The sequence below is a fragment of the Streptomyces sp. NPDC039424 genome, assembly GCF_055639495.1.
Genome location: NZ_JBVKAI010000009.1, coordinates 98,021 through 119,612, shown reverse-complemented (window position 1 = coordinate 119,612; position 21,592 = coordinate 98,021). Strand labels below are relative to the sequence as shown.

General features: G+C 71.1%; 15 protein-coding genes. 9 read left to right on the top strand and 6 right to left on the bottom strand.

Annotated elements, in window-relative coordinates; all coding sequences use genetic code 11:
* Positions 1–28: 28 nt before the first annotated feature.
* Positions 29–787, top strand: coding sequence for an IclR family transcriptional regulator (locus tag ACZ7L0_RS23165; RefSeq protein WP_471244417.1), 759 nt, complete (start codon positions 29–31; stop codon positions 785–787).
* Positions 788–895: 108 nt separating this feature from the next.
* Positions 896–2,110 (top strand): PP2C family protein-serine/threonine phosphatase, encoded by a 1,215-nt coding sequence (locus ACZ7L0_RS23160; protein ID WP_471244416.1) that lies wholly within the window; start codon positions 896–898, stop codon positions 2,108–2,110.
* A 24-nt stretch (positions 2,111–2,134) separates the two neighbouring features.
* Here ACZ7L0_RS23160 and ACZ7L0_RS23155 read toward each other — a convergent pair whose 3' ends face one another.
* A complete protein-coding gene (locus tag ACZ7L0_RS23155; RefSeq protein WP_471244415.1) occupies positions 2,135–2,560 on the bottom strand; it encodes an ATP-binding protein in 426 nt (141 codons plus the stop codon).
* A 195-nt stretch (positions 2,561–2,755) separates the two neighbouring features.
* Here ACZ7L0_RS23155 and ACZ7L0_RS23150 point away from each other — a divergent pair, with 195 nt between their 5' ends.
* Positions 2,756–3,523 (top strand): IclR family transcriptional regulator, encoded by a 768-nt coding sequence (locus ACZ7L0_RS23150; RefSeq protein WP_471244414.1) that lies wholly within the window; start codon positions 2,756–2,758, stop codon positions 3,521–3,523.
* A gap of 40 nt (positions 3,524–3,563) precedes the next feature.
* Complete coding sequence (gene glpK / locus ACZ7L0_RS23145; protein WP_471244413.1) at positions 3,564–5,078, top strand: glycerol kinase GlpK; 1,515 nt, start codon at positions 3,564–3,566, stop codon at positions 5,076–5,078.
* A 28-nt stretch (positions 5,079–5,106) separates the two neighbouring features.
* On the opposite strand, the gene ACZ7L0_RS23140 is transcribed toward glpK, so the two are convergent.
* Entirely contained in the window at positions 5,107–7,641 is a 2,535-nt protein-coding gene (locus tag ACZ7L0_RS23140; RefSeq protein WP_471244412.1) for a tetratricopeptide repeat protein, read from the bottom strand.
* A 153-nt stretch (positions 7,642–7,794) separates the two neighbouring features.
* Positions 7,795–8,685 (bottom strand): DUF3152 domain-containing protein, encoded by an 891-nt coding sequence (locus tag ACZ7L0_RS23135; RefSeq protein ID WP_471244411.1) that lies wholly within the window; start codon positions 8,683–8,685, stop codon positions 7,795–7,797.
* Positions 8,686–9,054: 369 nt separating this feature from the next.
* Between ACZ7L0_RS23135 and ACZ7L0_RS23130 the strand changes: the two genes are divergently transcribed.
* The 3 genes from ACZ7L0_RS23130 (at position 9,055) to ACZ7L0_RS23120 (ending at position 12,678) form a co-directional block, all read left to right on the top strand.
* The gene (locus ACZ7L0_RS23130; protein ID WP_471244410.1) at positions 9,055–11,082 is read left to right on the top strand and encodes a thioesterase domain-containing protein; all 2,028 of its coding nucleotides are present in this window, start codon (positions 9,055–9,057) and stop codon (positions 11,080–11,082) included.
* A gap of 1 nt (position 11,083) precedes the next feature.
* Positions 11,084–12,337, top strand: a complete 1,254-nt coding sequence (locus ACZ7L0_RS23125; RefSeq protein WP_471244409.1) for an ATP-grasp domain-containing protein — start codon at positions 11,084–11,086, stop codon at positions 12,335–12,337.
* A 173-nt stretch (positions 12,338–12,510) separates the two neighbouring features.
* Complete coding sequence (locus tag ACZ7L0_RS23120; RefSeq protein ID WP_471244408.1) at positions 12,511–12,678, top strand: hypothetical protein; 168 nt, start codon at positions 12,511–12,513, stop codon at positions 12,676–12,678.
* 59 nt (positions 12,679–12,737) lie between these two features.
* On the opposite strand, the gene ACZ7L0_RS23115 is transcribed toward ACZ7L0_RS23120, so the two are convergent.
* The 3 genes from ACZ7L0_RS23115 to ACZ7L0_RS23105 form a co-directional block, all read right to left on the bottom strand.
* Positions 12,738–15,569 (bottom strand): AfsR/SARP family transcriptional regulator, encoded by a 2,832-nt coding sequence (locus ACZ7L0_RS23115; RefSeq protein ID WP_471244407.1) that lies wholly within the window; start codon positions 15,567–15,569, stop codon positions 12,738–12,740.
* Positions 15,570–15,949: 380 nt separating this feature from the next.
* Positions 15,950–17,182 (bottom strand): cytochrome P450, encoded by a 1,233-nt coding sequence (locus ACZ7L0_RS23110; RefSeq protein WP_471244406.1) that lies wholly within the window; start codon positions 17,180–17,182, stop codon positions 15,950–15,952.
* Entirely contained in the window at positions 17,179–19,461 is a 2,283-nt protein-coding gene (locus ACZ7L0_RS23105) for an alpha/beta fold hydrolase (RefSeq protein ID WP_471244405.1), read from the bottom strand. Before ACZ7L0_RS23105 ends, ACZ7L0_RS23110 begins: the two co-directional genes overlap by 4 nt.
* A 272-nt stretch (positions 19,462–19,733) precedes the next feature.
* On the opposite strand from ACZ7L0_RS23105, the gene gntD reads away from it, so the two are divergent.
* Together gntD and ACZ7L0_RS23095 are read left to right on the top strand one after the other, a co-directional pair.
* On the top strand, positions 19,734–20,747 hold the full coding sequence (gene gntD / locus ACZ7L0_RS23100; protein ID WP_471244404.1) for a guanitoxin biosynthesis L-enduracididine beta-hydroxylase GntD: 1,014 nt from the start codon (positions 19,734–19,736) through the stop codon (positions 20,745–20,747).
* A complete protein-coding gene (locus tag ACZ7L0_RS23095) occupies positions 20,744–21,592 on the top strand; it encodes a dimethylarginine dimethylaminohydrolase family protein (protein WP_471244403.1) in 849 nt (282 codons plus the stop codon). Before gntD ends, ACZ7L0_RS23095 begins: the two co-directional genes overlap by 4 nt.

Genomic DNA, 21,592 nt, shown 5'->3' with positions numbered 1-21,592 from the left:
CGTTGGGCGCTCGGCGCACGCTGGTGGCATGGGTGCTCCCGACGGCCCCACTCTCATCACGTCCGTGCAGCGGGCCTTCCGGCTGCTGGAGGCGGTGAGCGCGCACGAGAACGGCGCACCGGCGAAGCAGCTGGCGCGTGAGACGGGCCTGCCCCTGGCCACCGCCTATCACCTGCTGCGGACGCTGGTCCACGACGGATACATACGGAAGATGGACGACGGCGGGTTCGTCCTGGGCGACAAACTGCAGAACCTGCACGCCATGGGCCGCGCGCAGGTGCTGCTCACCCGGGTCCGGCCCACGCTCGCCGCGCTGCGGGACGAGCTCGCGACCGCCGCCTACCTCACGTTCTACGAGGAGGGCGAGATCCGGGTGGCCGAGATCGTCGACGGTCCCCGGGCGCCCCGGGTCGATCTCTGGGTGGGGTTCGAGGACGCGGGGCATGCCACCGCCCTGGGCAAGTCCGTGCTGCGCGAACTGGACGACGACTCCCGCATGGACTACCTCTCCCGGCACGCCCTCGCCGACCTCACGCCACGGACCATCACCAGTCGTCCGGAACTCCTGCGGCGGCTCGACTCCTCACCCGTGGCCCCGGCCGTCACGGACCTGGAGGAGTACTCCCTGGGCACGGTCTGCGTCGCCGTGCCCGTCTACTGCGGGGAGATACTCGGCTCGCTCGGCGTCTCGCTGCCGGCGGACCGGCTCCCCCGCCTCCAGGAGATCCGGGCGCGGCTGATCCCCACCGCGAGCCGCGTGACCAGGAGCCTCTCGCTCACTATCTGAAAATCCTCTCCTTGTGGCACCCCAGCCGAACCCGTTTCCTGGATAAAACGGACAAGTCGGGAGCGCCCCGGCGTACAGACGCGCACACAGGTGAGGACTGCGGACGGAATGAGTCAGGCCCGAGACCATGGTGGCGACCACTGGCCGAAACGGCTGTTCAGGCGGGTGGCCAGTCCCGGGGCGCCGGCCCAGAGGCGCGCCGCCGCACAGCTGGCCGCCGGGATGCCCGTACTGCCCGTGCTGATCGTCTCCGTCATCGTGCTCGTCGACCTCGTCGGCGGAGCCGGGATGATCTGGCTGCCCATGCTCGCGGCCGGCCCCGCGCTGGCCGCCACCACCAACGGGCCGCGCGGTGTCCTCTGCGTCGGCCTGCTCGCCACGGGGCTCGGCGCGACGCTCGGCGCCCGGGACGGCGTTCCGGCCTCCGAGCTGGCGGCCGTTCTGTCCGCCCTGGTGGCCGTCACGCTGGCGAGTGGCCTGGCCAGCGCGCTGCGCGGCCGGCGTGAACGGGTGCTGGCGGCCGTCCGCTCGGTCGCGGAGGCCGCCCAGCACGCGCTGCTCAGGCCCGTACCCGAGAGGGTCGGCCCGTTCCAGGTGGCGGTCCGCTACAGCGCCGCGGCGGCCGAGGCCCGGATCGGCGGGGATCTCTACGCGCTGGTGCCCACCCCGTACGGGGTGAGGCTGATCGTGGGCGACGTACGCGGCAAAGGACTGCCGGCCGTGGGGACGGCCGCACTGGTGCTCGGTGTCTTCCGCGAGGCCGCCTACGACGAACCCGACCTCCTCGCCGTGGTCGGCAGGATCGAGCGGAGCCTGGCCCGCAACCTCGGAGCCGACGACTTCGTCACCGCCGTGGTCGCCGGTTACCCGAGGCCGGGCCAGCTGGAAGTGGTCAACTGCGGACACGCGCCCCCGCTGCTGATCCGGGCATCCGGAAGCGTCGAGGCGGTGGAGCCCACGCACCCGACCCCGCCCCTGGGGCTGCGCGCCCTCTCCGGCGAGGTTCCCAGCCTCCAGGTGCTGCCCTTCGCCGACGGAGATCAGCTGCTGCTCTACACCGACGGGGTCACCGAGGCCCGCGATCACGGGCGTGAGTTCTACCCGCTCGCCGACGGAGTGGCGCGCCATGTGTCCGACGAACCGGCACGCACTCTCACCGCGCTCCACGACGAACTGCTGGCGCATGTGGGCGGCCGGCTGCACGACGACGCGGCGCTGCTCCTGCTGCGCAAGCCGGCCGTTCCCGGACAGACGGTCACCGAGTCGGCCGTTGCCGAGCTCCCGGGCGTCCGTGCCGCCTCCCAGCGCCTCTCCGAGGCCTGACATCCCGCATACCGCCGCGCGTACTCACGCCGCGACCAGATCGGCCCACCGTGTGAACCCGCCGGGGTGGACGCGTACACCGTGCCGGGCCGCCAGCGCGTGGACGATGTGCTCGCCCCGGCCGTGCTCGTCGGGGTCTATACCCACGGGGGACTGCCCCGCCGGTCGCGCGGGTCCCGCGTCGGTGACCTCGACGCGCAAGGTGCCGGGCCCGTCGCCCCGCGCCCACGACAGCCGCAGCTCCGCCGGGGGCAGGGCGTGGACGATCGCGTTCGTCAGCAGCTCCGACACCACCAGGAGCGAGTCCTCGACGATCTCCGGGGACACGTTCCAGTCGGTCAGGACCACCCCGACCCGTCGGCGCACGGCCGAGACGGCCCCGGCCACGGGCGGCAGCGGAAAGACGTGTTCGACTGCCTCTCGAAGCAGCGTATCGAGCTGCACCGCCATCTTCCCTCCTCCGGTGAACGCCGGCCGAACGCCGGGCCTCGGGCACGTTGCCTGGCCTTCAGAGCACGTTAGGGAGGGGAGCGGGGCAGGTCAATGAACGACGGTCGGCATTACCGAACGCCGAGGGTCATCCCCGTGCCGAAGCGGCCGTCCGCACGCGAAGCGAACCCTCCACGGCGGTAATAGGCTCGCTTCATGACCGGCCCCGTCCAGTCGATCGAACGGGCGGCCGCGATCCTGCGGCTGCTCGCCGGAGGGCCCCGTCGGCTCGGGCTCGGCGAGGTGGCGTCCTCGCTCGGGCTGGCGAAGGGCACCGCCCACGGCATACTGCGCACGCTCCAGCACGTGGACTTCGTGGAGCAGGACGCTGCGACCGGAAAATACCAGCTCGGGGCCGCCCTGCTGCATCTCGGCACCAGTTACCTCGACGTCAACGAGCTGCGGTCGCGCTCCATCAACTGGGCCGACGCCCTGGCCGCCCGCAGCGGGGAAACCGTCCGTCTGGGCACCCCCCTGGAAGGCAAGGTGCTCGTCGTCCACCATGTGTTCCGGCCGGACGACACACTCCAGACCCTGGACGTGGGCTCGCTGCTGCCGCTGCACGCCTCCTCGCTCGGCAAGGTTCTGCTGGCCTTCGGCACCACGCCCCTGGAGCCGGTCCTGGAATCGGGGCTGGAGGCGTACACCCGGCACACCCTGGTCGATCCGGAGCGGCTCACCCGGGCGCTCGCCGAGGTCCGGGAGCTCGGCTGGGCCGCCGAGGTCCAGGAGATGAGCATGGGCGACGCGGGCATCGCCTCGCCGATCCGAGGGCACGGCGGCCTCGTCGTGGGCGCCATCGGGCTCGCCGGCCCGGTCGAGCGGATCTGCGACGGCCGAGGCCGTCCCCGGCCGAGTCTGATCACCCTGCTCCGGGAGGCCGCACGGGCGATCTCCAGAGACCTGGGTGCGGCCCGCTGGTAGTCGCGCCCCCTCCTCGCCACATCGGAAGGCAGACCCGATCATGGTTGAACGGTATGTAATGTCCATCGATCAGGGCACCAATTCCACCCGATGCATTCTGTTCGACCACCACGGGCGGCTGGTGTCGGTCGCCCAGCGCGAGCACCGGCAGCACTTCCCCAGGCCCGGCTGGGTGGAGCACGACGCCGTCGAGATCTGGCGCAATCTGCAGCGCGTCGTCCCCGAGGCCCTGTCCGAAGCCGGAGTGGACACGGGAGAGGTCGCCGCCATCGGCCTGGCCAACCAGCGGGAGACGACGGTGCTCTGGGACCGGCGGACCGGCGCCCCGCTGGGCAGGGCCGTCGTCTGGCAGGACACCCGCACGGCGCCGCTCGTCGACGACCTCAGACAGCGGCCCGGCGACGAGTTCTTCCTCGAACGGTGCGGCCTGCCGCCCTCGACCTACTTCTCGGCGCTGCGGATCCGCTGGCTGTTCGACCACGACAACGGTCTGGAGCAGCGTGCCAAGGACGGCGAGGTGCTGTTCGGCACCATGGAGAGCTGGCTGATCTGGAACCTCACCGGGGGCGCGGAGGGCGGCCTGCACATCACCGACGCCACCAACGCCAGCCGCACCATGCTGATGAACATCCGCACCCTCACCTGGGACGAGGAGCTTCTGTCCTTCTTCGGGGTGCCCCGCCCGATGCTGCCCGAGATCAGGTCGTCCGCCGAGACCTACGCCGAGGCCCGCTCACTCCTCCCGGGCGTCCGCATCACGGCCGCCCTCGGCGACCAGCAGGCCGCCCTGTTCGGCCAGACCTGCTTCTCCCCGGGCGAGGCGAAGTGCACCTACGGAACGGGCAGCTTCCTGCTGCTCAACACCGGCAGCGAGGTCGTGCGGTCCCGGCACGGACTCCTGACGACCGTCGCCTACAAGATCGGGGACCAGCCCCCGGCCTACGCCCTGGAAGGGTCGATAGCCGTCACCGGCGCACTGGTCCAGTGGTTCCGCGACCGCCTGGGCCTGATCAGCAGCGCTCCGGAGATCGAGACCCTCGCGCGGACGGTCGAGGACAACGGCGGCTGCTACATCGTCCCCGCCTTCTCCGGTCTCTTCGCGCCCCGCTGGCGCAGCGACGCGCGCGGGGTCATCGTCGGCCTCACCTCGTACATCACCAAGGGACACCTGGCCCGGGCCGTCCTGGAGGCCACCGGCTGGCAGACACGCGAGGTCGTCGACGCCATGAACGCCGACTCCTCGCTCACCCTGGAAGAGCTCAAGGTGGACGGCGGCATGACAGCCGACAACCTGCTCATGCAGTTCGTGGCCGACGTGCTCGACGTCCCCGTCGTACGCCCCATGGTCGCCGAAACCGTCTCCCTCGGCGCCGCCTACGCCGCCGGCCTCGCCGCCGGCTACTGGCCCGACCTGGAAGTCCTCCGCCGCAACTGGCACCGCGCCGCCCAATGGCTGCCCGACATGGACCCCGAACGCCGCGAGTCCGAATACGACAACTGGCAGCGAGCCGTCGAGCGCTCCCTGGGCTGGATCAGACAGCCGAGACCCACATGACCTGGAAAGCGGACCCGCGACTCCCGAGCTAGCCCGCGTCCCCCCGCGCGTCCAGGTCGAAGTCCTCCTCCCGGCCGGCGAGCCGGTCCTCGCACCGTTTCAGCTCGGCCTTGAGGTCGGCCCGCCGCTGCGGGGAGAGCGCGGTCCGGTCGAGCAGTCCGCGCAGCGCGTCCCGCCGGATGAGGAGATGCACAAGACGCTCCGGGCTGATGAACCGCTCGGTGTGTTCGAGGGCCGTCTGGTAGTCCTGCTGGGCGATGCAGAGCCGCGCCCTCAGCCCGGTCCGGATGTCACGGCGCTGCCTGCTGAACTTGCGGTCGAGTTGTTCCAGGGCCGCCCCCGCTTCGTCGATGCGGGAGGTGCGCAGCGCGCAGAGGACGTAGTTGGCCAGAACCTCGAAGCGCACATTGTCCGACTTCTCGACGGCATTCTGGGCGAATTCGTACGCGATTTCCATGTTGCCGGACAGGTACTCCACGCGTGAGGTGCGGTGGCTGACCATCTCGGCCCGGTCGATGTCCGCCAGCCGCAGGAGCAGGGACAGCGCCGTCTGCCGGTCACCCAGCTTGCAGGCGATCTGGATCTTCAGGTCCACGACGTACCGGTTGTCGGGCTGCTTCTCCTCCGCCCGGGAGATGTGCTCGCTGGCACGGGGCAGATCGCCCAGGCGCAGACAGCAGTCGGCCATGTCGCGATGGATGGCCATGCCGCCGCGCCCGCTGTCGAGCGCCTTCTGGTAGTAGTTCAGTGCCTCCCGGTGCTCGCCCCGGTGCCGCTCCAGGAAACCCATCAGGAAGAACGCGTCGCGGATCTGACCGCGCTTCTTCAGCTGCGCGATGTGCTCCCGGGCCTCTTCGTACTCACTGAGCTTCACATGGGCGCGGATGAGCGTCGTCCGGGCCTGGTGGATGCCGGGGTCCGTCTTGAGCGCATCGGTCGCCATGTCGACGGCCCGCTGGTACTCCTGCTCGTGGTAGTACTGCTCGGCCAGCTTCACCCGGTCCGTGAGCAGGGCGTACGCCCGAGGAGTGGAGCGCTGTCCGGCCAGGTCGATGGCGCGGAACAGCGTGCGCTGCAGGGCCAGGAAGTCGGTTCCGTCCTCGGAATGGGCCAGGAACTCGTCGAGCCTGCTCGCGACCGCCCCGTACTCGTCCTTGTGGCAGGCACCGAACTCACGGCGGATGGCGTCCGTGGCGGGTCCGGACACCTCGTACCAGCCGCCGGCGGTCGGGACGATCAGCGAGACGTCGATGAGATGGATCAGGGCCTTCTCGATGCCGTCGTCGGAGGTACCGGTCGCATCCTGCAGAACGGGAAGCGGCAGCGGACTGTTCGCCGCCATGACCCGGAGGATCTTGCGCTCCAGGCCGCTGAACTTGTTGTCCTTGAGATAACGGGTGAACGGTGAGGCGCCGAAGTCCGAGAGCATCGGGCCCCGGATCCCGAGATCGGGACCGTAGGCGGCGACGAGTTCGAGCGCGTAGGTGACGGAAGGCGGGTATCCGCGGACCGCTGACGTGATCTTTTTGACGGTCGCCGGGTTCAGGGTGATCTGACGGGCCTTCGCCATCAGGCCGACGAGACGGTTGATGTCCGAGTCCTCCAGCGGCTGGAGGTGGACCACGGACGGCGGGCGCATGCCGCGGGCGACGAACCGCTCCGATGCGGGCCGCCTGTTCGTCAGTAAGGCGGTGACGATGTCCGGGTACTGGCCCAGGGCCTCGATGAGGTCGAGGATGTACGGCGCGATGTCGCCGTCGTTGTCCAGGAGCCCGCCCTCGTCGTTGAGCACGGGCATCTGGTGGTACTGGCAGATCTCCTGCAGCTTGGTCAGCGCACGGGCGAGGGCCTGCTCGTCGCCGAGCGCGGTGATCTCCTTGGTCCGTTGCAGCGACTCTTCGGGGGTCTCCGAGGGATCGACCAGTGCGGAGAGCTTCGCCGCGAGCGCCTGAACGGTGTCGCCGGGCTCCACATTGATCACCAGGAGGGCTTCCAGGTCCAGCGACTCACGGATCATCTTGGTCAACGTGGCGCGCCTGCCTATGCCCGAGAGCCCCGCCACACAGGCGACCTGGCTCTCCGCTCCCGGCTCCGGCGCGGAGTACACGTCCTGCAGCGCCGCGATCTCGGTGGCCCGCCCGACGAAGCGGGGACTCTGGCCCTGACGCACCAGGTCGTCGATGATGGTTCTGATCTTCCGCGCCGCGGGCTTCGCCGAGATCGTGGTGATGTGCTTGGTGCGGTTCAGCCACTCCGGCAGGTCATCGGGCGTGATGCCGTGGTCCATGCGGACCACGAGGACGTTCTTGATCCGTCCCATCGCCGTATGGAAGCGTGCTTCACGGATCTCGTGCCTCACCCATGGGGAGGCCAGGGCCGCCTTGCTGAGGAAGAAGACGAAGGCGGCGGACTCCCTGACGGCCTCGTCGACGGAGTCGAGGATGTCTCCGCCCGCGCTGAACGACCGGTAGTCGATGGTGGCGAAGGCGCGGCCGACCTCGGAGGCCACCTCGCGCACGAAGGCGGCGTCCTGGGTCGAGTAGGAGAAGAATGCCTTGATCATGAGACACCCGCCGCGACCCGTGCATACCCGTTCAGTTGTTTCGGCCGCATACGTCCCCCTGTACGTGTCGATCCGTCAGATCCTAAATCAGCCGACGAAGTACAGGGGAGAGCACGAGAGCCGGAATTCTGATCGCCGGTCCCTCCCGGACGCTCAGGGGACGGTAGGCCCCCCGAGGTACCGGCCGTCGGCGTCGTAGGGCCAGGCGTTGGCGATGCAGCCCTTCAGGCCCTTGATCTGCTGCATCATCGCGGGGGCGGGGCTGCCGGCGCGGGGGCAGGTTTCGTGGCCGTGGCCGAGGCGGTGGCCGACCTCGTGGTTGACGATCAGGGCACGGTACTCGCTGATCGGCCCGTCGAACTCCGGGGAGCCGCGCACCCACCGCTTGAGGTTGACCACCACGTCGGTGCCGACGCTGCAGTTGACCTTGCCCCGGGTCCGCAGGCCCGCGGCACCGCAGATGCTGTCCACCGTGCCCGGGGTGGCGATCTTCACCACGAAGTCGTAGGAGCCCGAACGGACCAGCTGAAAGGAGTTGACGCCGTCCCGGGTCCAGCCCCGGCGGTCGGCCAGGACCGCGGAGACCTCGGCCGCCGCCGCCTCCGGAGAGACGGCGATGCCGTCCTCGACGAGCACCTTGTAGCGCCGCAGCCGGCTGCCTCGGCCGACCGCCTTTCCGCCGGCGCGGGCGGCGGTGAAGGTGCCGGGACCGGTGGCGGGAACGGCGATCGCGGTGGCGGAGGCGGAGGCGGAGGGGCTGGGATCGGGTGACGGTGAAGCGGAGGCGCCGGGGTCGGCGGACGGGCTCGGTGATGCGTCCGGGCGGGCTGCGCGGCCCGCCCGGTCTCCGGCGCCCAGGGCGTCGTACGCCACGGCGATGCCCGCGCAGAGCAGCACGGCACCTAACGCCGCCCCGGCCCAGAGCCCACGGGCGGTCGCCCTGCGGACACGCGCGCGAGGGCGGGCGCGGCGCCGGCGGCCTCCTGGTTCGGCTCCGCCGGAGTCGCGCGTGCGGTCGTACCGGCGGGCTGCGGGCTGCCCCACGGCGGGCCTCCTTTTGTGGTGCTGTTCGGCTGCGCTCGGAGGTCAGCCGGTGATGACGTGCCCACGCCTCGCGACCCTGGGTGGGGGACGGGCGCGGGCGTCAGACTTCCCGATGATCATGACGTACGCCTGTGAGGAAGTTGTCGGGGGGTGCACGCATGTGCGGACGCTTTGGCTTCAGGCCGTACGAGGTGGGGCGAGGCCGCGGCCGGTCGTGGGCAGGACTTTTTGGTCATGAGGCCCGCATCGGCTCCCCCGTGCGGCGGGTGAGGGGGGAAAGACCCGGCAGGCGGCCGGTTACGCGGGCGGCGGCAGCGGCGAACCCTGGTGGAAGAGTCGACCTGTGCCGCCGACCAGAAGGGGCCGAGCATGAGGGTAGAGGACCTGTTGCCGTTCTGGTCCGGCCGTAGAGGTGGCTTCCCCGTCTTCTGCCTGCCTCACGCGGGCGGCGGCGCATCGGCCTGTCGCGGCCTCGCCCGGGGCATGCCGCCGGAGATCGACCTGCAGCCCGTGCAGCTTCCCGGCCGGGGGAGCCTGGCCCGGCTGCCTCTGCAGGACGACGCGGCGCAACTCGCCGAGCTGCTCGGGACGGTGCTGCGGCCCGTACTGGAGGAACCGTTCGGCCTCGCCGGGCACAGCATGGGCGCGTTGATCGCCGCCGAGTGGGCCGCCTGGCTGGAGCGCCACCGGGCGCCGGCGCCCCGGCTGCTGGTCGTCTCCTCCTGCGGCGGTGATCTGCGGCCGGACGCCATGGCGACCGGTGACCTCGGCGACGCCCGGATCCTCACGGAGCTCGCGCGTCTCGGCGAAACGGAACCCGGGGCGCGACAGGCCTCGGAGGCGGACGCCCCCCAGCTGCGGGTCCTCCGTAACGACCTGCGCCTCGTCCGCCGCTATCGCCCCACCTACGACCGGCTCACCACCCCGATCCTGGCCATCGGCGGCAAGGACGACCCGGCGGTCACCGCCTCCACACTGGCCCTGTGGCGGCATCGCACCACCGGGGACTGCCGCGTCGAGACGATCCCGGGCGGCCACTTCGCCCCGCACGAACAGGCGGCGGCCGTCGGAGCCCTGATCCTCCGGCAACTCCGGGTGGAGGGACGGCCGTTCAGCGCACGCACGCCCGCGGGGGCCGCGGACGCCCGCCCCGTGACGGCCCAGGAGGCGGCGCTCCTCACCCACTGCGAGAGCCGTCGGTCGAGCGGTGACCACGGTCTCTGCCTGAACCTCGCCGGCCTGCGCGTCCGCGCGCGCTTCGACGAGGAGACGTTCCGCGCGGCCCTGCGCGGCGTCATGGCCCGCCATGACCCACTGCGCAGCTCCTTCGACATGACCGGATACTCCACCTCCGTACGACTCGTCCGGCCGGAGGCCCGGCCTCCTCTCGACATCGAGACCGGTGACGGCGACGAACTCGTCCGCGGCTTCCGCGAACGCCGACTCGCCGCCTGCGTCGACTGGTCCGAACCTCCGGCCTTCCGCTGTCACGTCGTCCGCGAACCGGACTCGTTCAGGCTCTCGGTGGCCGCCCACCACGCGGTCCTCGACCGGTGGAGCGTGTGGCTGCTGCTGGCCGAGCTGCTCACCCGGTACGAGACCGGCCTCACCGGCGCGCGCGGAGAACTGCCCGCGGTACCGGCCGACGCCGCCGGCCTCGACCGCGCGGATCCGGACGCGGAGGCGTTCTGGCTCGCCGAGGCGGACGTGCCGCCCCTGCTCCTTCCCTTCCGTCCCGTCGGCGCCGTACCCGATCCCACCGAGACACGGTTCATCCCCCTGGAGGAAACGGCCGTCGACCGAATCCGCGCCGCCGCCGAGGAGGCGGGCGTCCCGCCCAGGAGCGTCTTCCTCGCCATGCACCTCTGGTCGCTCGTGCAGGCGACCGGGCGCGACACCGACATCGTCACCGGAGTGGAGCTGGACCGCAGGCCCGGGGACGCCCGAGCCGACCACCTCCTGGGGCTGTTCCTGAACACTCTCCCCCTGCGGCTGCGCACTACCACGGGCACCTGGTCCGACCAGGCCAGACGGGCCTGGACCGCCGAACAGAACCTGTGGGCACACCGCCACCTCCCACTCACCGCGCTCGAACACCGGCTGCGCCGCCCGTCGTTCGACGTCACCTTCGCACTCACCCGCTTCCGGCCCCGGCACCGGCTGGAGCACCTGCGGACGCGGACCGACTCGTGGTGGTCCTTCAGCAAGAGCGGCGTTCCGCTCCGCGTCGACGTGCTGATCGACGCACCTGGCCTCGGCAGCGGCGTACTGGTCGCCTTCGACCCCGCACTGATCAGGCACCCGATCGTCGACGAATACCTGCAGTCGTTCACGTTCGCGCTGCTGTGCGGCGCCATCTCCCTTCCCTTCGCGACGCGCCCGTTCCCCGGAGACTGACATGCTGGTGATCGCTTACGACCACGGCGCAGCGGCCGCGGCCGAGATAGCCACGGCGCTGGCCGGGGACACCCCGCTGGCCTTCCTCGTCCCGCGCTCGGAGCACACCGACCAGGTCCGGCCCCTGCTCGGGGAGCTGGGCCAGGTCGTCGAGCTGACCGGCGGCGACGACGACATCGCCCGGGTGCGGGCGCTGCGCCCCGACGGGATCGTCACCTACAGCGAGCCCATGCTCCGGGACACCGGCCGGATCGCCGATGCCCTGGGCCTCCCGGGGCACCGGCCGGAAACGGTGCTGCTCCTGACCGACAAGTACCGGCAGCGCCGCAGGCTCGCCGAAGCGGGCGTCGACTCCGTCCGCCACCACCCGATCCACCGCGCGCCGGACTGGACCGCGGCCCTGCGCACCGTCGGGCTCCCCGCCATCGCCAAGCCCCTGTACGGCGGCGGCAGTCGCGACACCCATCTGATCCGCGACGAGGCGACCCTGGAGCAGATGTCCCGACGGCACCCCTCGGGCATGATGCTCGAGGAGTACCTGCACGGCAGACCGAGCCTGCCGTACGGGGACTACGTGTCCGTCGAGAGCCTCTGCGCCCCCGGCCGGATCACCCATGTGTCGGTCTCGGGCAAGTTCCCCCAGGCTCCCCCCTTCCGTGAGCAGGGCCAGTTCTGGCCGTCCGCGCTGCACCCCGACGAGCTGAGGGCGGTGGCGGAGCTGACCACCCGAGCGCTGCTGGCACTCGGAGTGGACTTCGGCGTCGCCCACACGGAGGTGAAGCTCACCGCGCGGGGACCGCGCGTCATCGAGGTCAACGGCAGGCTCGGCGGACTCGTCAACGAGATCAGCCGCCGGGCGGCCAAGGTGGACCTGATCCGCCTCGCCGGGCTGCGGGCGCTGGGCAAGGACGACTGGGCCGAGCCGGAGGCGATGGACCGCGTGTACTTCCAGTACTGGGGCGCCGGACCCGCCGAGCCCTGTCGGCTGACCGCCGTGGAGGGGGGCAGGGCGGCCCGCAAGGTGCCGGGGATCACGGCCTATCGCCAGATCGTCAGGCCCGGGCAGTCGTTGTTCGGCGGAGGGATGACCTGCCAGCTGGACACGGTGTGCGGGGAGGCCGCGACCCATGAGGAGATGTTCGCGGTGCTCGACGAGGCCCTCGGCCGGATCCGGTACGAGTTCCGGTTCGACGACGGGCGGACCGTCCGGCTCGCACCGCCGCGGCCGTGGGCTGGGCAGGAGCCTGCCCGATAGTCGCGTTCTGCCGCACAAGCGCAGGTCAGCCGGTGGAAGTGGGCTCGCTATCGCCGTCGGGATCGCGGCGATAGCGGGCCGATGGGTGGGTAATGGAAGCGCTGCCTAGCGTGAGCTCATCAGGCAAGTCCGGGACCGCCGAGAGCAGTCGGCCGACCTACCGGGAGTAGACGATGACCCAGCTCACCACGGTACGCGTGTGCGCCTTCCTGCTCGCCGCCGTCCTCGGCGCGGCCGCCGGCCCCCTCGTGTCGCCGTCGGCTCCGGCTCACTCGTCGCTCGGACAGGCCATCGGCGCGACCACCGACGACACCCCGTGGGGGCCGTCCTCGCACTCCTGACGACGCGATCACCGTCCCGCCGGGGGCCGGGCGCTCAGCGATGAGCGACCGGCCCCCGTTCAGTTCAGCCGCGCCAGGGCCGCACGGGCCTTGGCGGTCGCGCCCCTGTGGTCGTACTGCTCCAGCACCGTCAGCGCCTGCTCCAGCAGACTCCTGGCCCGCTGGTGCATGTTCCGGGCGATGCACACCTCCGCCAGGCTCACCCGCACCTGTGCCGCCGCGTGGGTGTTCCCCGCCGTCTCCGCGGTGATCAGGGCCCCTTCGAGGCAGCCCGCGGCCTCCGCGTAGTCACCCCTGGCCAGGTGGGTGTCGCCGAGGCCGTGCTGGACGTAGCACTCGCCGAGCGGATCGTTCTGGCGGCGCACGATGGCGAGGGCCTCCCGGTACCGCTCCAGAGCGGCGTCCAGCTTCCCCTGGCCGAGACAGAGCGCGCCCAGCCGGTGCAGGCCCATGGCGGCCACCCGGGGACTGCCGATCGACTGGCAGATGCGCAGCGCCTCCGTCAGATCCCGCTCGGCTCGTGCCGGGTCACCGCACGCGGCGTGGATCGGCGCCATGTTGCACAGCACATGGGCGCGGCCCAGGGGGTCCTCCGCCCGGAGGAACAGCTCGGCCGCCCGCTCGTAGTGCCGGCACGCGGCGTCGAAGGCGCCGTCCGTGTGCTTGCACAGGGCGATGTTGCGTATCGCCAGGGCCATTCCGCTGATGTCCGCCAGCTCCTCGAACAGCTCCAGCGACCTCTCCAGATACGGAAGAGCCGTCGCGACCTGCCGTTGGGAGAGGTGGAGCGATCCCAGTGAGCAGCGCACCGCCGCCTCACCGCGGATGTTCCCCGTGCGTCGCACGAGCCGCAGCGCCGTCTCGTGGGTCTCCTGCCAGTCGGCGTAGTGCTGCCGGACCTCGAACAGCGTCACCAGCTGGGTGGCGAGCTCCCAGCACGCCTCGTCCAGGTCGAACTCGGCCGCGAGAGCGACCGCCGCGAGCAGACCCGGCCGCTCGGCGTCCAGCCAGCCCAGCGGATCCGACAGTACGTGCCGAACCACCTCCTCGGGCGCCTGCCAGCGGACCGACGCGCCGCGGACGACGGTGTAGTTGCCGCCCCACAGCTGCGCCTGCGCCTGGTCGACGAGTGCCAGCCAGCCCTCCGTGACGGAGCGGACGACCTCGGCGCGCTGCTCGAAAGGGAGCTGGTCGACCGACTCCCTCAGATAGAGGCGGATGAGGCTGTTGAAGCGGTAGCGGGGGTTCTCGGTCGGCTCGATGTCCAGCGGTACGAGCAACTGACTGGTGGCGGCCTCGTCCATCAGGTCGTTGGCGTCCTCGGTCACCCCCCGGAGAATCGCGCCGGCCATCCATCCCGGTACGGCTTCGACACCGAACAGGCTGAGCCCGCCCAGGAGTTCGCGTAAGTCGGGCTTGAGTGTGTCGAAGGTGGAGGAGATCGTGGTGCGTATCGCCCGGTTGCCGTGGGCGAGCTCGTCGAGCCGGCGGCGCTCGTCGTGGATGCGGTGGGCCATGGACGAGACCGTCCGGTGCGGCGACGCGGCGAGCCGTGCTCCCACGATGCCCACCGCGAGGGGCAGGCGGTCGACCTCGCGGACCAGCTGGGCGCTGGCCAGCGGTTCCTGCCGTACCCGCCGGTCGCCGATGATCTGCCCCAGCAGGTCGACCGCCTCCGACTGGCTCAGCGCGTCCAGTTGCATGCTCTCGAGTTCGGGCAGACCTGTCTGGGGCCGGCGGCTCGTGACGATGACCCCGCAGTCCCGGCCGCCCGGCAGCAGCGGGTGGATCTGATGCTCGTCGGCGGCGTCCTCGAGGATGACCAGCACTTTCCGCTCGGCGAGGCGGCTGCGGAACATGGCGGCCCGCTCGTCCAGCTCGTCCGGTATGTCGGCGGGCTGCACGCCGAGCGCGCGCAGGAAGTGGTCGAGGACCCGGGTCGGGGATGCGGTGACGGTGTGGCTGCCGTGCATGTCGTAGTAGAGCTGTCCGTCGCCGAAGTGGTCATGGGCGAGCGCGTGGGCGACATGGACGGCGAGCGTCGTCTTTCCCGTCCCGCCCCGGCCGTAGAGGTTCACGGCCCGGTCGCAGGGCTCCGCCGGGTCGCCGGGGCCGGTGAGGATCGAGGTGAGCCGGTGGACGCTGCCCGCCCGGCCGACGAAGTAGCGGGACTGCCGGGGCAGTTGTCGTGGTGTCTGGGGGCCGGCGGGTCTGCCGTGAGCGGGGGCCAGTTCCGGTGCGTCCCGGAGGATCTCCTGTTCGAGGCGGCGCAGTTCGTCGGAGGGCTCGATCCCCAGCTCGCGCACCATCAGTCGCCGGCCCTCGCGGTAGATCGCGAGCGCGTCCGAGCGCCGGCCGGCCCGGTGCAGGGCGAGCATCAGCTGGCCGCGGAGCTTCTCACGCAGCGGGTTGTCGGCGACCTGGTCGGCCAGCTCCTGGATCAGGGTCCGGTCGCGGCCGCGCAGCAGCTCCAGGTCGAAGTACTCCTCCAGGACGGTGAGATGCTCCTCGTTGAGCGCCACCGCCTTGCGCTGGAGGACGTCGCTGTCGATGTCGCTGAGGGCCGGTCCGCGCCAGAGTCCCAGCGCCTCGCGGTAGTGGCCGACGGACGCCTCGAGGCTGCCGGCGTCGCTGGCGGACCGCGCGGCGCGTACCAGGCGGGTGAAGCGGTCGATGTCCCGCTGGCCGGGCTCCAGTACCAGGGAGTACCCGGCGGCGTGTGTGCGCAGGGCTTCTCCCATGCCGACGGTGGCCAGGGCCCTGCGTACCGCGGAGACACATATCTGGATCTGGCTGCGGACCGTGGCCGGCGGATCCTCGCCCCACACCACCTCACTGAGGTACTCGACGCCCACGATCTCCTGGGGGCGGCACGCCAGGGCCGCCAGCACGAGACGGGTCCTGCGGGCGTGGAGTGGTACCGAGACACGGCCGCGGGTGACCTCGAATCGTCCCAGAAGCGCGAAGAGCGTGCCCTCGTGATCACGGCCTGCGGGTGTCCCAGTCTGCTTCACCGGAGGAGGAGACCTTTCCCTCTGGAATGGAATCAACATCCGTTCAGGGCGCCGCAATTGTAGTGGATTTTCGGCTCAGTGTGAGCTTTCTCGTACTGGATGTATGACGCCGCCGAGTGGTCGTTTGAGTGGATCAGCAACGGCAGGGGAAAACCCGGATATCACGGGGAATTCGGCAAGGTCGATTCCGGATAGTGGTATGAGCAAAAGGGGCCGGCTCATCGAGCTCGCCGGCCCCTTGCGATCTGCTCCGCCTCCTAGATACCGCGCAGCACCATCCGTACCGGCATGGTCCGCAGACCGGCGACGAAGTTCGACCGCAGGCGCTGGACCGGGCCGGCGAGCTCGATCAGGTCCACCCGGGTGAGGAGTTCGGTGAAGAGGTCGCGCAGCGCCATCCTCGCCAGGACCGCGCCCAGGCAGTAGTGGGGCCCCGCGCCGAAGGCCAGGTGGCGGTTGCGGGTCCGCCGCGGATCGAACCGGAACGGGTCCTCGAACACGGACTCGTCCCGATTGGCCGACCCGACCCACGCCGCGACCGCCTCCCCCTCGCGGAGCAGGCCGCCCTCGAACTCCACGTCCGCCACGGCGTGCCGCAGGAAGCTGCTGGCGGGGGAGGTCCAGCGCAGCCCCTCCTCCACCAGCGAGGGGACGAGGCCGAGGTCGCGGCGGGCCTCGGCCAGCAGGCCGGGCCGTTCCAGCAGCGCCAGCACGGTGCCGGTGAACGCGTGGGGCGTGGTGGCGTTGGCGCCGAGCAGCACGCTGTAGCAGTTGAAGACGGTCTTCTCCGTGCTGTCCATCGCGGCCAGGACGTCGAGGAGATCGCCGCTCCCGTCGGGCCTGGCACGGGTCTGGGCGGTGAAGTAGGAGAAGAGTTCGTGGTGGGCGATGGCCAGGGTCGCGCTCCGGTGCCCGACCCTGAAGCGGGGGTCTTCCGGGGACGCGGCCATCGACGTCCACCGGACGAGTTCCGGCCAGTCCCGCTCCGGAACGCCCATGAGGGCCCCGGTGAACATCATCGGGAACGTGAGGGCGACATCGACCAGATCGAACGGCTCACCGCCGGCCGCCGGTGCGAGGACCGCACGTGCGGCCGACCGGATGCGGTCGCGGGCGGCTTCCAGGGCACGCGGCTGCATGGCCTGCTGAAGCGGGCGCCGCAGGGCCGCGTGATCGGGCGGGTCCGTGGATACCAGCATCCGGCCCGCCGCCTCGTCGTCGTGGCCGAGCTGTTCGAGCAGGCTGCCGCGCTCCGAGGTGAACGAGCGGGAGTCGCTGAGCACCCGGCGCACGTCCTCGTACCGGGTGACCGACGCGAACGTACGCCCGTCCGCCAGCGTCTGCCGGAGCAGCGGCGCGGCCCTGCGCAGGTACGCCCAGAGGGGGTGCGGGTCCCGCTCGGCGTAGAGGCCGGGGTCGAACAGGTTCAGGGCGTCGAGGTCCACCTCGGGGCCGGACAGGTCCGGTGTGCTCCGCGACATGACCGTCATCGCCGCTCCCCGGCCGGGCGGGGAGCGGCGACGCGGCGCAGCGCGGAGCCGAAGGCGTCGGCATACGTGTCGACCAGCGCGGCCGGGACGAGCGACGGGTCGAAGGCGACCACCACACAGCTGCCGAGGTCCGGCGCGTCGATCATGGCGTCGACGCCGAGCGGGAAGCTCGCCTTGTCGTACGACCACCACTCGTCGACCTTGAGGCCGAGAGCATCCACCTGGCGGTACGCGTGGAAGTGCGTGAAGTTGAACGAGACGTCGAAGGCGGGACGCCCCAGGCCCTGCTCGATCGCCGACAGCGGACAGCGCCGGTGCGCCAGCAGATTCCGCTCGGCCGTCCAGGTCCGCCGGGCGTGCTCCACCCAGTCGCCGGCGACGGAACGCATACGCAGCGGAACGGTGTTGAGGAACAGCCCGATCAGCCGGTCGGAGCCGGGAACCTCCGGCCTGCCACCCGCCACCAGCCCGGTCACGACGTCACGGTCCCGGCCGGTGGCCTGCGCCAGCGCCCGGAGGTGGAAGGAGAGGAGAAGGCTCTTCAGCGGTACGCCCGCGTGTCCCGCGGCGGCCTCCAGACGGGCGACGTCCGAAGGGTCCAGCCCGATCCGGCGGGTCTCCACCGGATCGGGCACGGTGTCCTGCGTGCGCCGGGGGAGCAGCAGCGGCGGTACGTCGGCCTCCGTCTGCCAGAAGGACGCCGACTGCGAGGCGGCCGCCTCCAGCGCCACGAACCGCCGATGGCCGTCGGACGGTACCGGTGGCAGGCCCGCGTCGCGGTGGGCGAGCTCGGCGTCGTAGGCGGTGAGCAGCTCGACCACCAGCTGGGCCATGCTCCAGCCGTCGATGATGGCGTGGTGGATGGCCACGGTGAGCCGGAAGGAGTCCGCCTCCCGGGCGATGTGGATCCTGAACGCGGGCGGGGTCGCGTAGTCGATACCGGCGGCCAGCTGCCGCTCGCGGAAGGCGCGGACCAGCGCCTCGCCGTCTCCGGACTCGATCTCGACCGGGGGCGTCACGGCCGGGTGGACCAACTGCACGGCGGTGGAGTACGTGCTGAGGTCGAACGAGCTGCGCAGCACCGCATGGCGCCGCGTCACCGTGGTGAGCGCCGCACGGAACCTCGCCTCGTCGAAGGGCGCGTGGACCCGCATTCCGACGAGGTCGTTGTAGAGGCTCGGGTCACCGGCCAGTTCGCAGAGGTAGATCAGCCCGACCTGCAGCGTGGAGGCCGGATAGGCGTCCTGCAGTCCCGGGGGCAGCAGGTCGCGGTCGGCCGGCTCCAGTGCGTCGAAGGGCCGCAGCGTGTCCTCGGCCTCGGCGGCGGCCGGGACGACGAGCGGCGCCAGCTCCCTGATGGACGTGCTGGTGAGCAGCGCGCGCAGCGGCAGCTCCAGCCCCCGCTCCTTGAGCTCGCAGACCACGGCCAGGGCGATCAGCGAGTCCCCGCCGGCCGCGTAGAAGTCGTCGTCCAGCGTGACCTCGTCGTCCTCCAGACGGCGCCGCAGCACCTCCAGGAGAACCTGCTCAGGGGACCCGACCCGCACAGCCGCCGTGGCCTGCTCCTCGATCAGGGCCCCGAAGGAATCCGCGTTCTCGAACACCGCGAAATGCCCTCCCTCGAAGACCTCGACCCTGGTGTTCGCCGTGGTCCGGGCACGCCAGGTCTCCAGCGCCGCCCGGTCGGCGTCGGGATCCGTCGTGCCCCCGACGGCGAGGATGGGCACGCTCACCCGGTCGTACGACGGGCTGTACCCCCGCACGAGACGCAGGTCGTTGCGCACCGATTCGAGGACGAAGGAGAGCATCTCCGCGTTCTCCAGCACCTCCGGCGCGGTTCCGCCCAGCTCGGCCAGCACCTGCGCGAACTCCGCGTCCGTGCGCTCGCGGGCGGCCATCCGGTTCAGCCGGAAGTCGCCGGGATAGGAGGAGACGACGAGCAGCTCGGGTACCGGTCCGCCGTTGCGTTCGAGCCAGGCGGTCAGCTCGGCGGCGAGCAGCGACCCCATGCTGTGACCGGCCAGCACGAAAGGCGCCGCTAGCCTCGGCAGCAGTCGCGGCCCCAGCCAGTCGACGACCTGCCGGGCGTCGTCGACCAGGGGCAGTCCCACCAGGTTCTCGCGCCCCGGCAGTTGCACCGGCTGGAGGTTGACGGCCGGACGCAGTTCGCGGGCCAGGACGCGGAACGCACCCGCGCCCGCTCCCGCGTGCGGCAGGCAGAAGACCGGGAGACCGGTGAGGTCGCTGTCCCAGAACGGCAGCAGATCCTCTGTCTTCATACGGGATCCCTTCCTCGCTGGCGGCGGATGGTTGTCCCCGCCATGCTCACCGGCCGGGCACGGCGGCCGGTACCGGCCGGGCGTCGGCTTTGCGGGCGCCCCTCCTCCGTACGGGGGAGAAAGCGCCGGTGAGCGGGTTCTCCGCCGCGTGGCGGATGCGGGAGCCGATTCCAGTCCCGGGGTGGATGGTTCGGCCGGTCCGTCTCGGCGAGCTTGGTACGGCACACCGAATGGCGGGCCACTGAGTCCGCTCGCCGAGAAAGCGGGCAATCATGAACTCCAAGGAATTCCCACGGGATGTGGGCGTTTATCGAGTCGACGGTGGCGAGCTGAGCCGGATCGAGGACCTGGTGGCTCAGATTCGGGACCGGTGCACCTCCGCGTCCGACGCGGACTTTCTCTTCCAGGCGGGGAACCTGGCCACCGGACTGCCGCACGGACTTGTGGACTTTCTGCGCTCCTTCGAACTGTGCGAGACCTCCGCCGGTGTCGTGGTGAGCGGGTTCCCCGTCGACGACGGCGCGATCGGCCCGACCCCCTCGCACTGGTCGAGGCAGCCGGAGCCGGACTCCACGCTGCGCGAGGAGATCTTCTTCGTGCTGCTCGCGGCGCTGCTCGGCGAGCCGTTCGGTTGGTCGACCCTGCAGGGAGGCCGGCTCGTCCACGACGTGGTGCCGGTGCGGGGCGAGGAGGCCGCGCAGAGCGGTCACGGCAGCACGAAGCTCCTGGAGTGGCACACCGAGGACGGCTTCCACCCGTTCCGCTGCGACTACCTCGGACTCATGGCCCTGCGCAACCACACGGCGGTGGCCACGACCTTCGCCGGCATCAAGAACATCGCGCTGTCGCCCGAGGTGACCGAGGTGCTGCGGCAGCCACGGTTCCTCATCAAGCCCGACACCGAGCATCTGCGCGCGGAGGTGACGGAGAGCACCAGCGTGCACGACATCGCCGAGCGCACCAGACCGGTGTCCGTCCTCTTCGGCAGCCGCGACGAACCCTATCTGCGGATCGATCCGTACTTCATGGATGCCGCGCCCGGCGACTGGGACGCCGAGGACGCGCTCAAACGCGTGGTGGCGGCACTGGACGAGGAACTCGACGACCTGGTGCTGGACGCCGGGGAGATCGGCTTCATCGACAACTACCGCGCCGTGCACGGTCGGCGGCCCTTCACCGCACGGTACGACGGGACCGACCGGTGGCTGAAGAAGGTCGTCGTCGCCCGGGACCTGCGCAAGTCGCGGGAGCTTCGGAGCAGTGCGCAGTCGCGGGTGGTCGTATGATCCCGCAGTCCGTGGCGCGTCCCTTCCTGCTGCGTGACCCGGCGCACTTCCGGGTCGCTTTCGAGATCAACCCGTGGATGACCACCAGCTCCCAGCCCAGCCCCGAGCAGGCACGCGCAGAGTGGGAGGAGCTGGCGAGGGCGCTGGGCAAGGCCGGGGGAACGGTGCACACCGCACCGTCCGACCCGGACTGGCCCGACATGGTGTACCCGACCGACACCGCCGTCGTCAGCGGCGGCCGGTTCCTGCGGTCACGGTTCAGCAGACCCGAACGGGACGGTGAGGCGCGACTGGCGGCCGAATGGCTGACGGCGCACGGCTGGACCGAGATCCCGGCCGGTGACTGGGATCCGGCCGCCCGTCTGGAGGGCGGCGACGTCCTGGCGTTCGGCGAGCGGCTGCTCGCGGGGCACGGCACGCGTACCACAGCGGCGGCGCACCCCGGCCTGGCCGCGGCGTTCGGCCGCGAGGTGGTCCCGGTCCGTCTGGTGGACCCGCGGTTCTACCACCTCGACATGTCGGTCTGCCCGCTGGACGACCGGCGCGCCCTCGTATGGCCGGGGGCCTGGGACGAGGACAGCCGCCGCCGGCTGCTGGAGCTCATCCCGGAACCACTCGTCGTGACCGAGCAGGAGGCGACCACCTTCTGCGTCAACTCCGTGGTCATCGGGACCTCGATCGTGATGTCCGCCTGCCCCGACCGGATCCGCCGACAGCTCGCGGCCTGGGGCTTCGACCCGATCGTCACCCCGGTCGACCAGTTCACCAAAGGCGGCGGCGGTATCCGCTGCATGACCCTCGATCTTGACCTGCTCGCCCAAGGCGTTCCCGCCACCGATCAGTAG

Excerpts from the sequence above, each read along its gene's own strand:
- ACZ7L0_RS23165 (WP_471244417.1), top strand. The coding sequence starts at position 29 with ATGGGTGCTCCCGACGGCCCCACTCTCATCACGTCCGTGCAGCGGGCC.
- ACZ7L0_RS23160 (WP_471244416.1), top strand. The coding sequence starts at position 896 with ATGAGTCAGGCCCGAGACCATGGTGGCGACCACTGGCCGAAACGGCTG.
- ACZ7L0_RS23155 (WP_471244415.1), bottom strand. The coding sequence starts at position 2,560 with ATGGCGGTGCAGCTCGATACGCTGCTTCGAGAGGCAGTCGAACACGTC.
- ACZ7L0_RS23150 (WP_471244414.1), top strand. The coding sequence starts at position 2,756 with ATGACCGGCCCCGTCCAGTCGATCGAACGGGCGGCCGCGATCCTGCGG.
- glpK (WP_471244413.1), top strand. The coding sequence starts at position 3,564 with ATGGTTGAACGGTATGTAATGTCCATCGATCAGGGCACCAATTCCACC.
- ACZ7L0_RS23140 (WP_471244412.1), bottom strand. The coding sequence starts at position 7,641 with ATGATCAAGGCATTCTTCTCCTACTCGACCCAGGACGCCGCCTTCGTG.
- ACZ7L0_RS23130 (WP_471244410.1), top strand. The coding sequence starts at position 9,055 with ATGAGGGTAGAGGACCTGTTGCCGTTCTGGTCCGGCCGTAGAGGTGGC.
- ACZ7L0_RS23125 (WP_471244409.1), top strand. The coding sequence starts at position 11,084 with ATGCTGGTGATCGCTTACGACCACGGCGCAGCGGCCGCGGCCGAGATA.
- ACZ7L0_RS23120 (WP_471244408.1), top strand. The coding sequence starts at position 12,511 with ATGACCCAGCTCACCACGGTACGCGTGTGCGCCTTCCTGCTCGCCGCC.
- ACZ7L0_RS23110 (WP_471244406.1), bottom strand. The coding sequence starts at position 17,182 with ATGACGGTCATGTCGCGGAGCACACCGGACCTGTCCGGCCCCGAGGTG.
- ACZ7L0_RS23105 (WP_471244405.1), bottom strand. The coding sequence starts at position 19,461 with ATGAAGACAGAGGATCTGCTGCCGTTCTGGGACAGCGACCTCACCGGT.
- gntD (WP_471244404.1), top strand. The coding sequence starts at position 19,734 with ATGAACTCCAAGGAATTCCCACGGGATGTGGGCGTTTATCGAGTCGAC.
- ACZ7L0_RS23095 (WP_471244403.1), top strand. The coding sequence starts at position 20,744 with ATGATCCCGCAGTCCGTGGCGCGTCCCTTCCTGCTGCGTGACCCGGCG.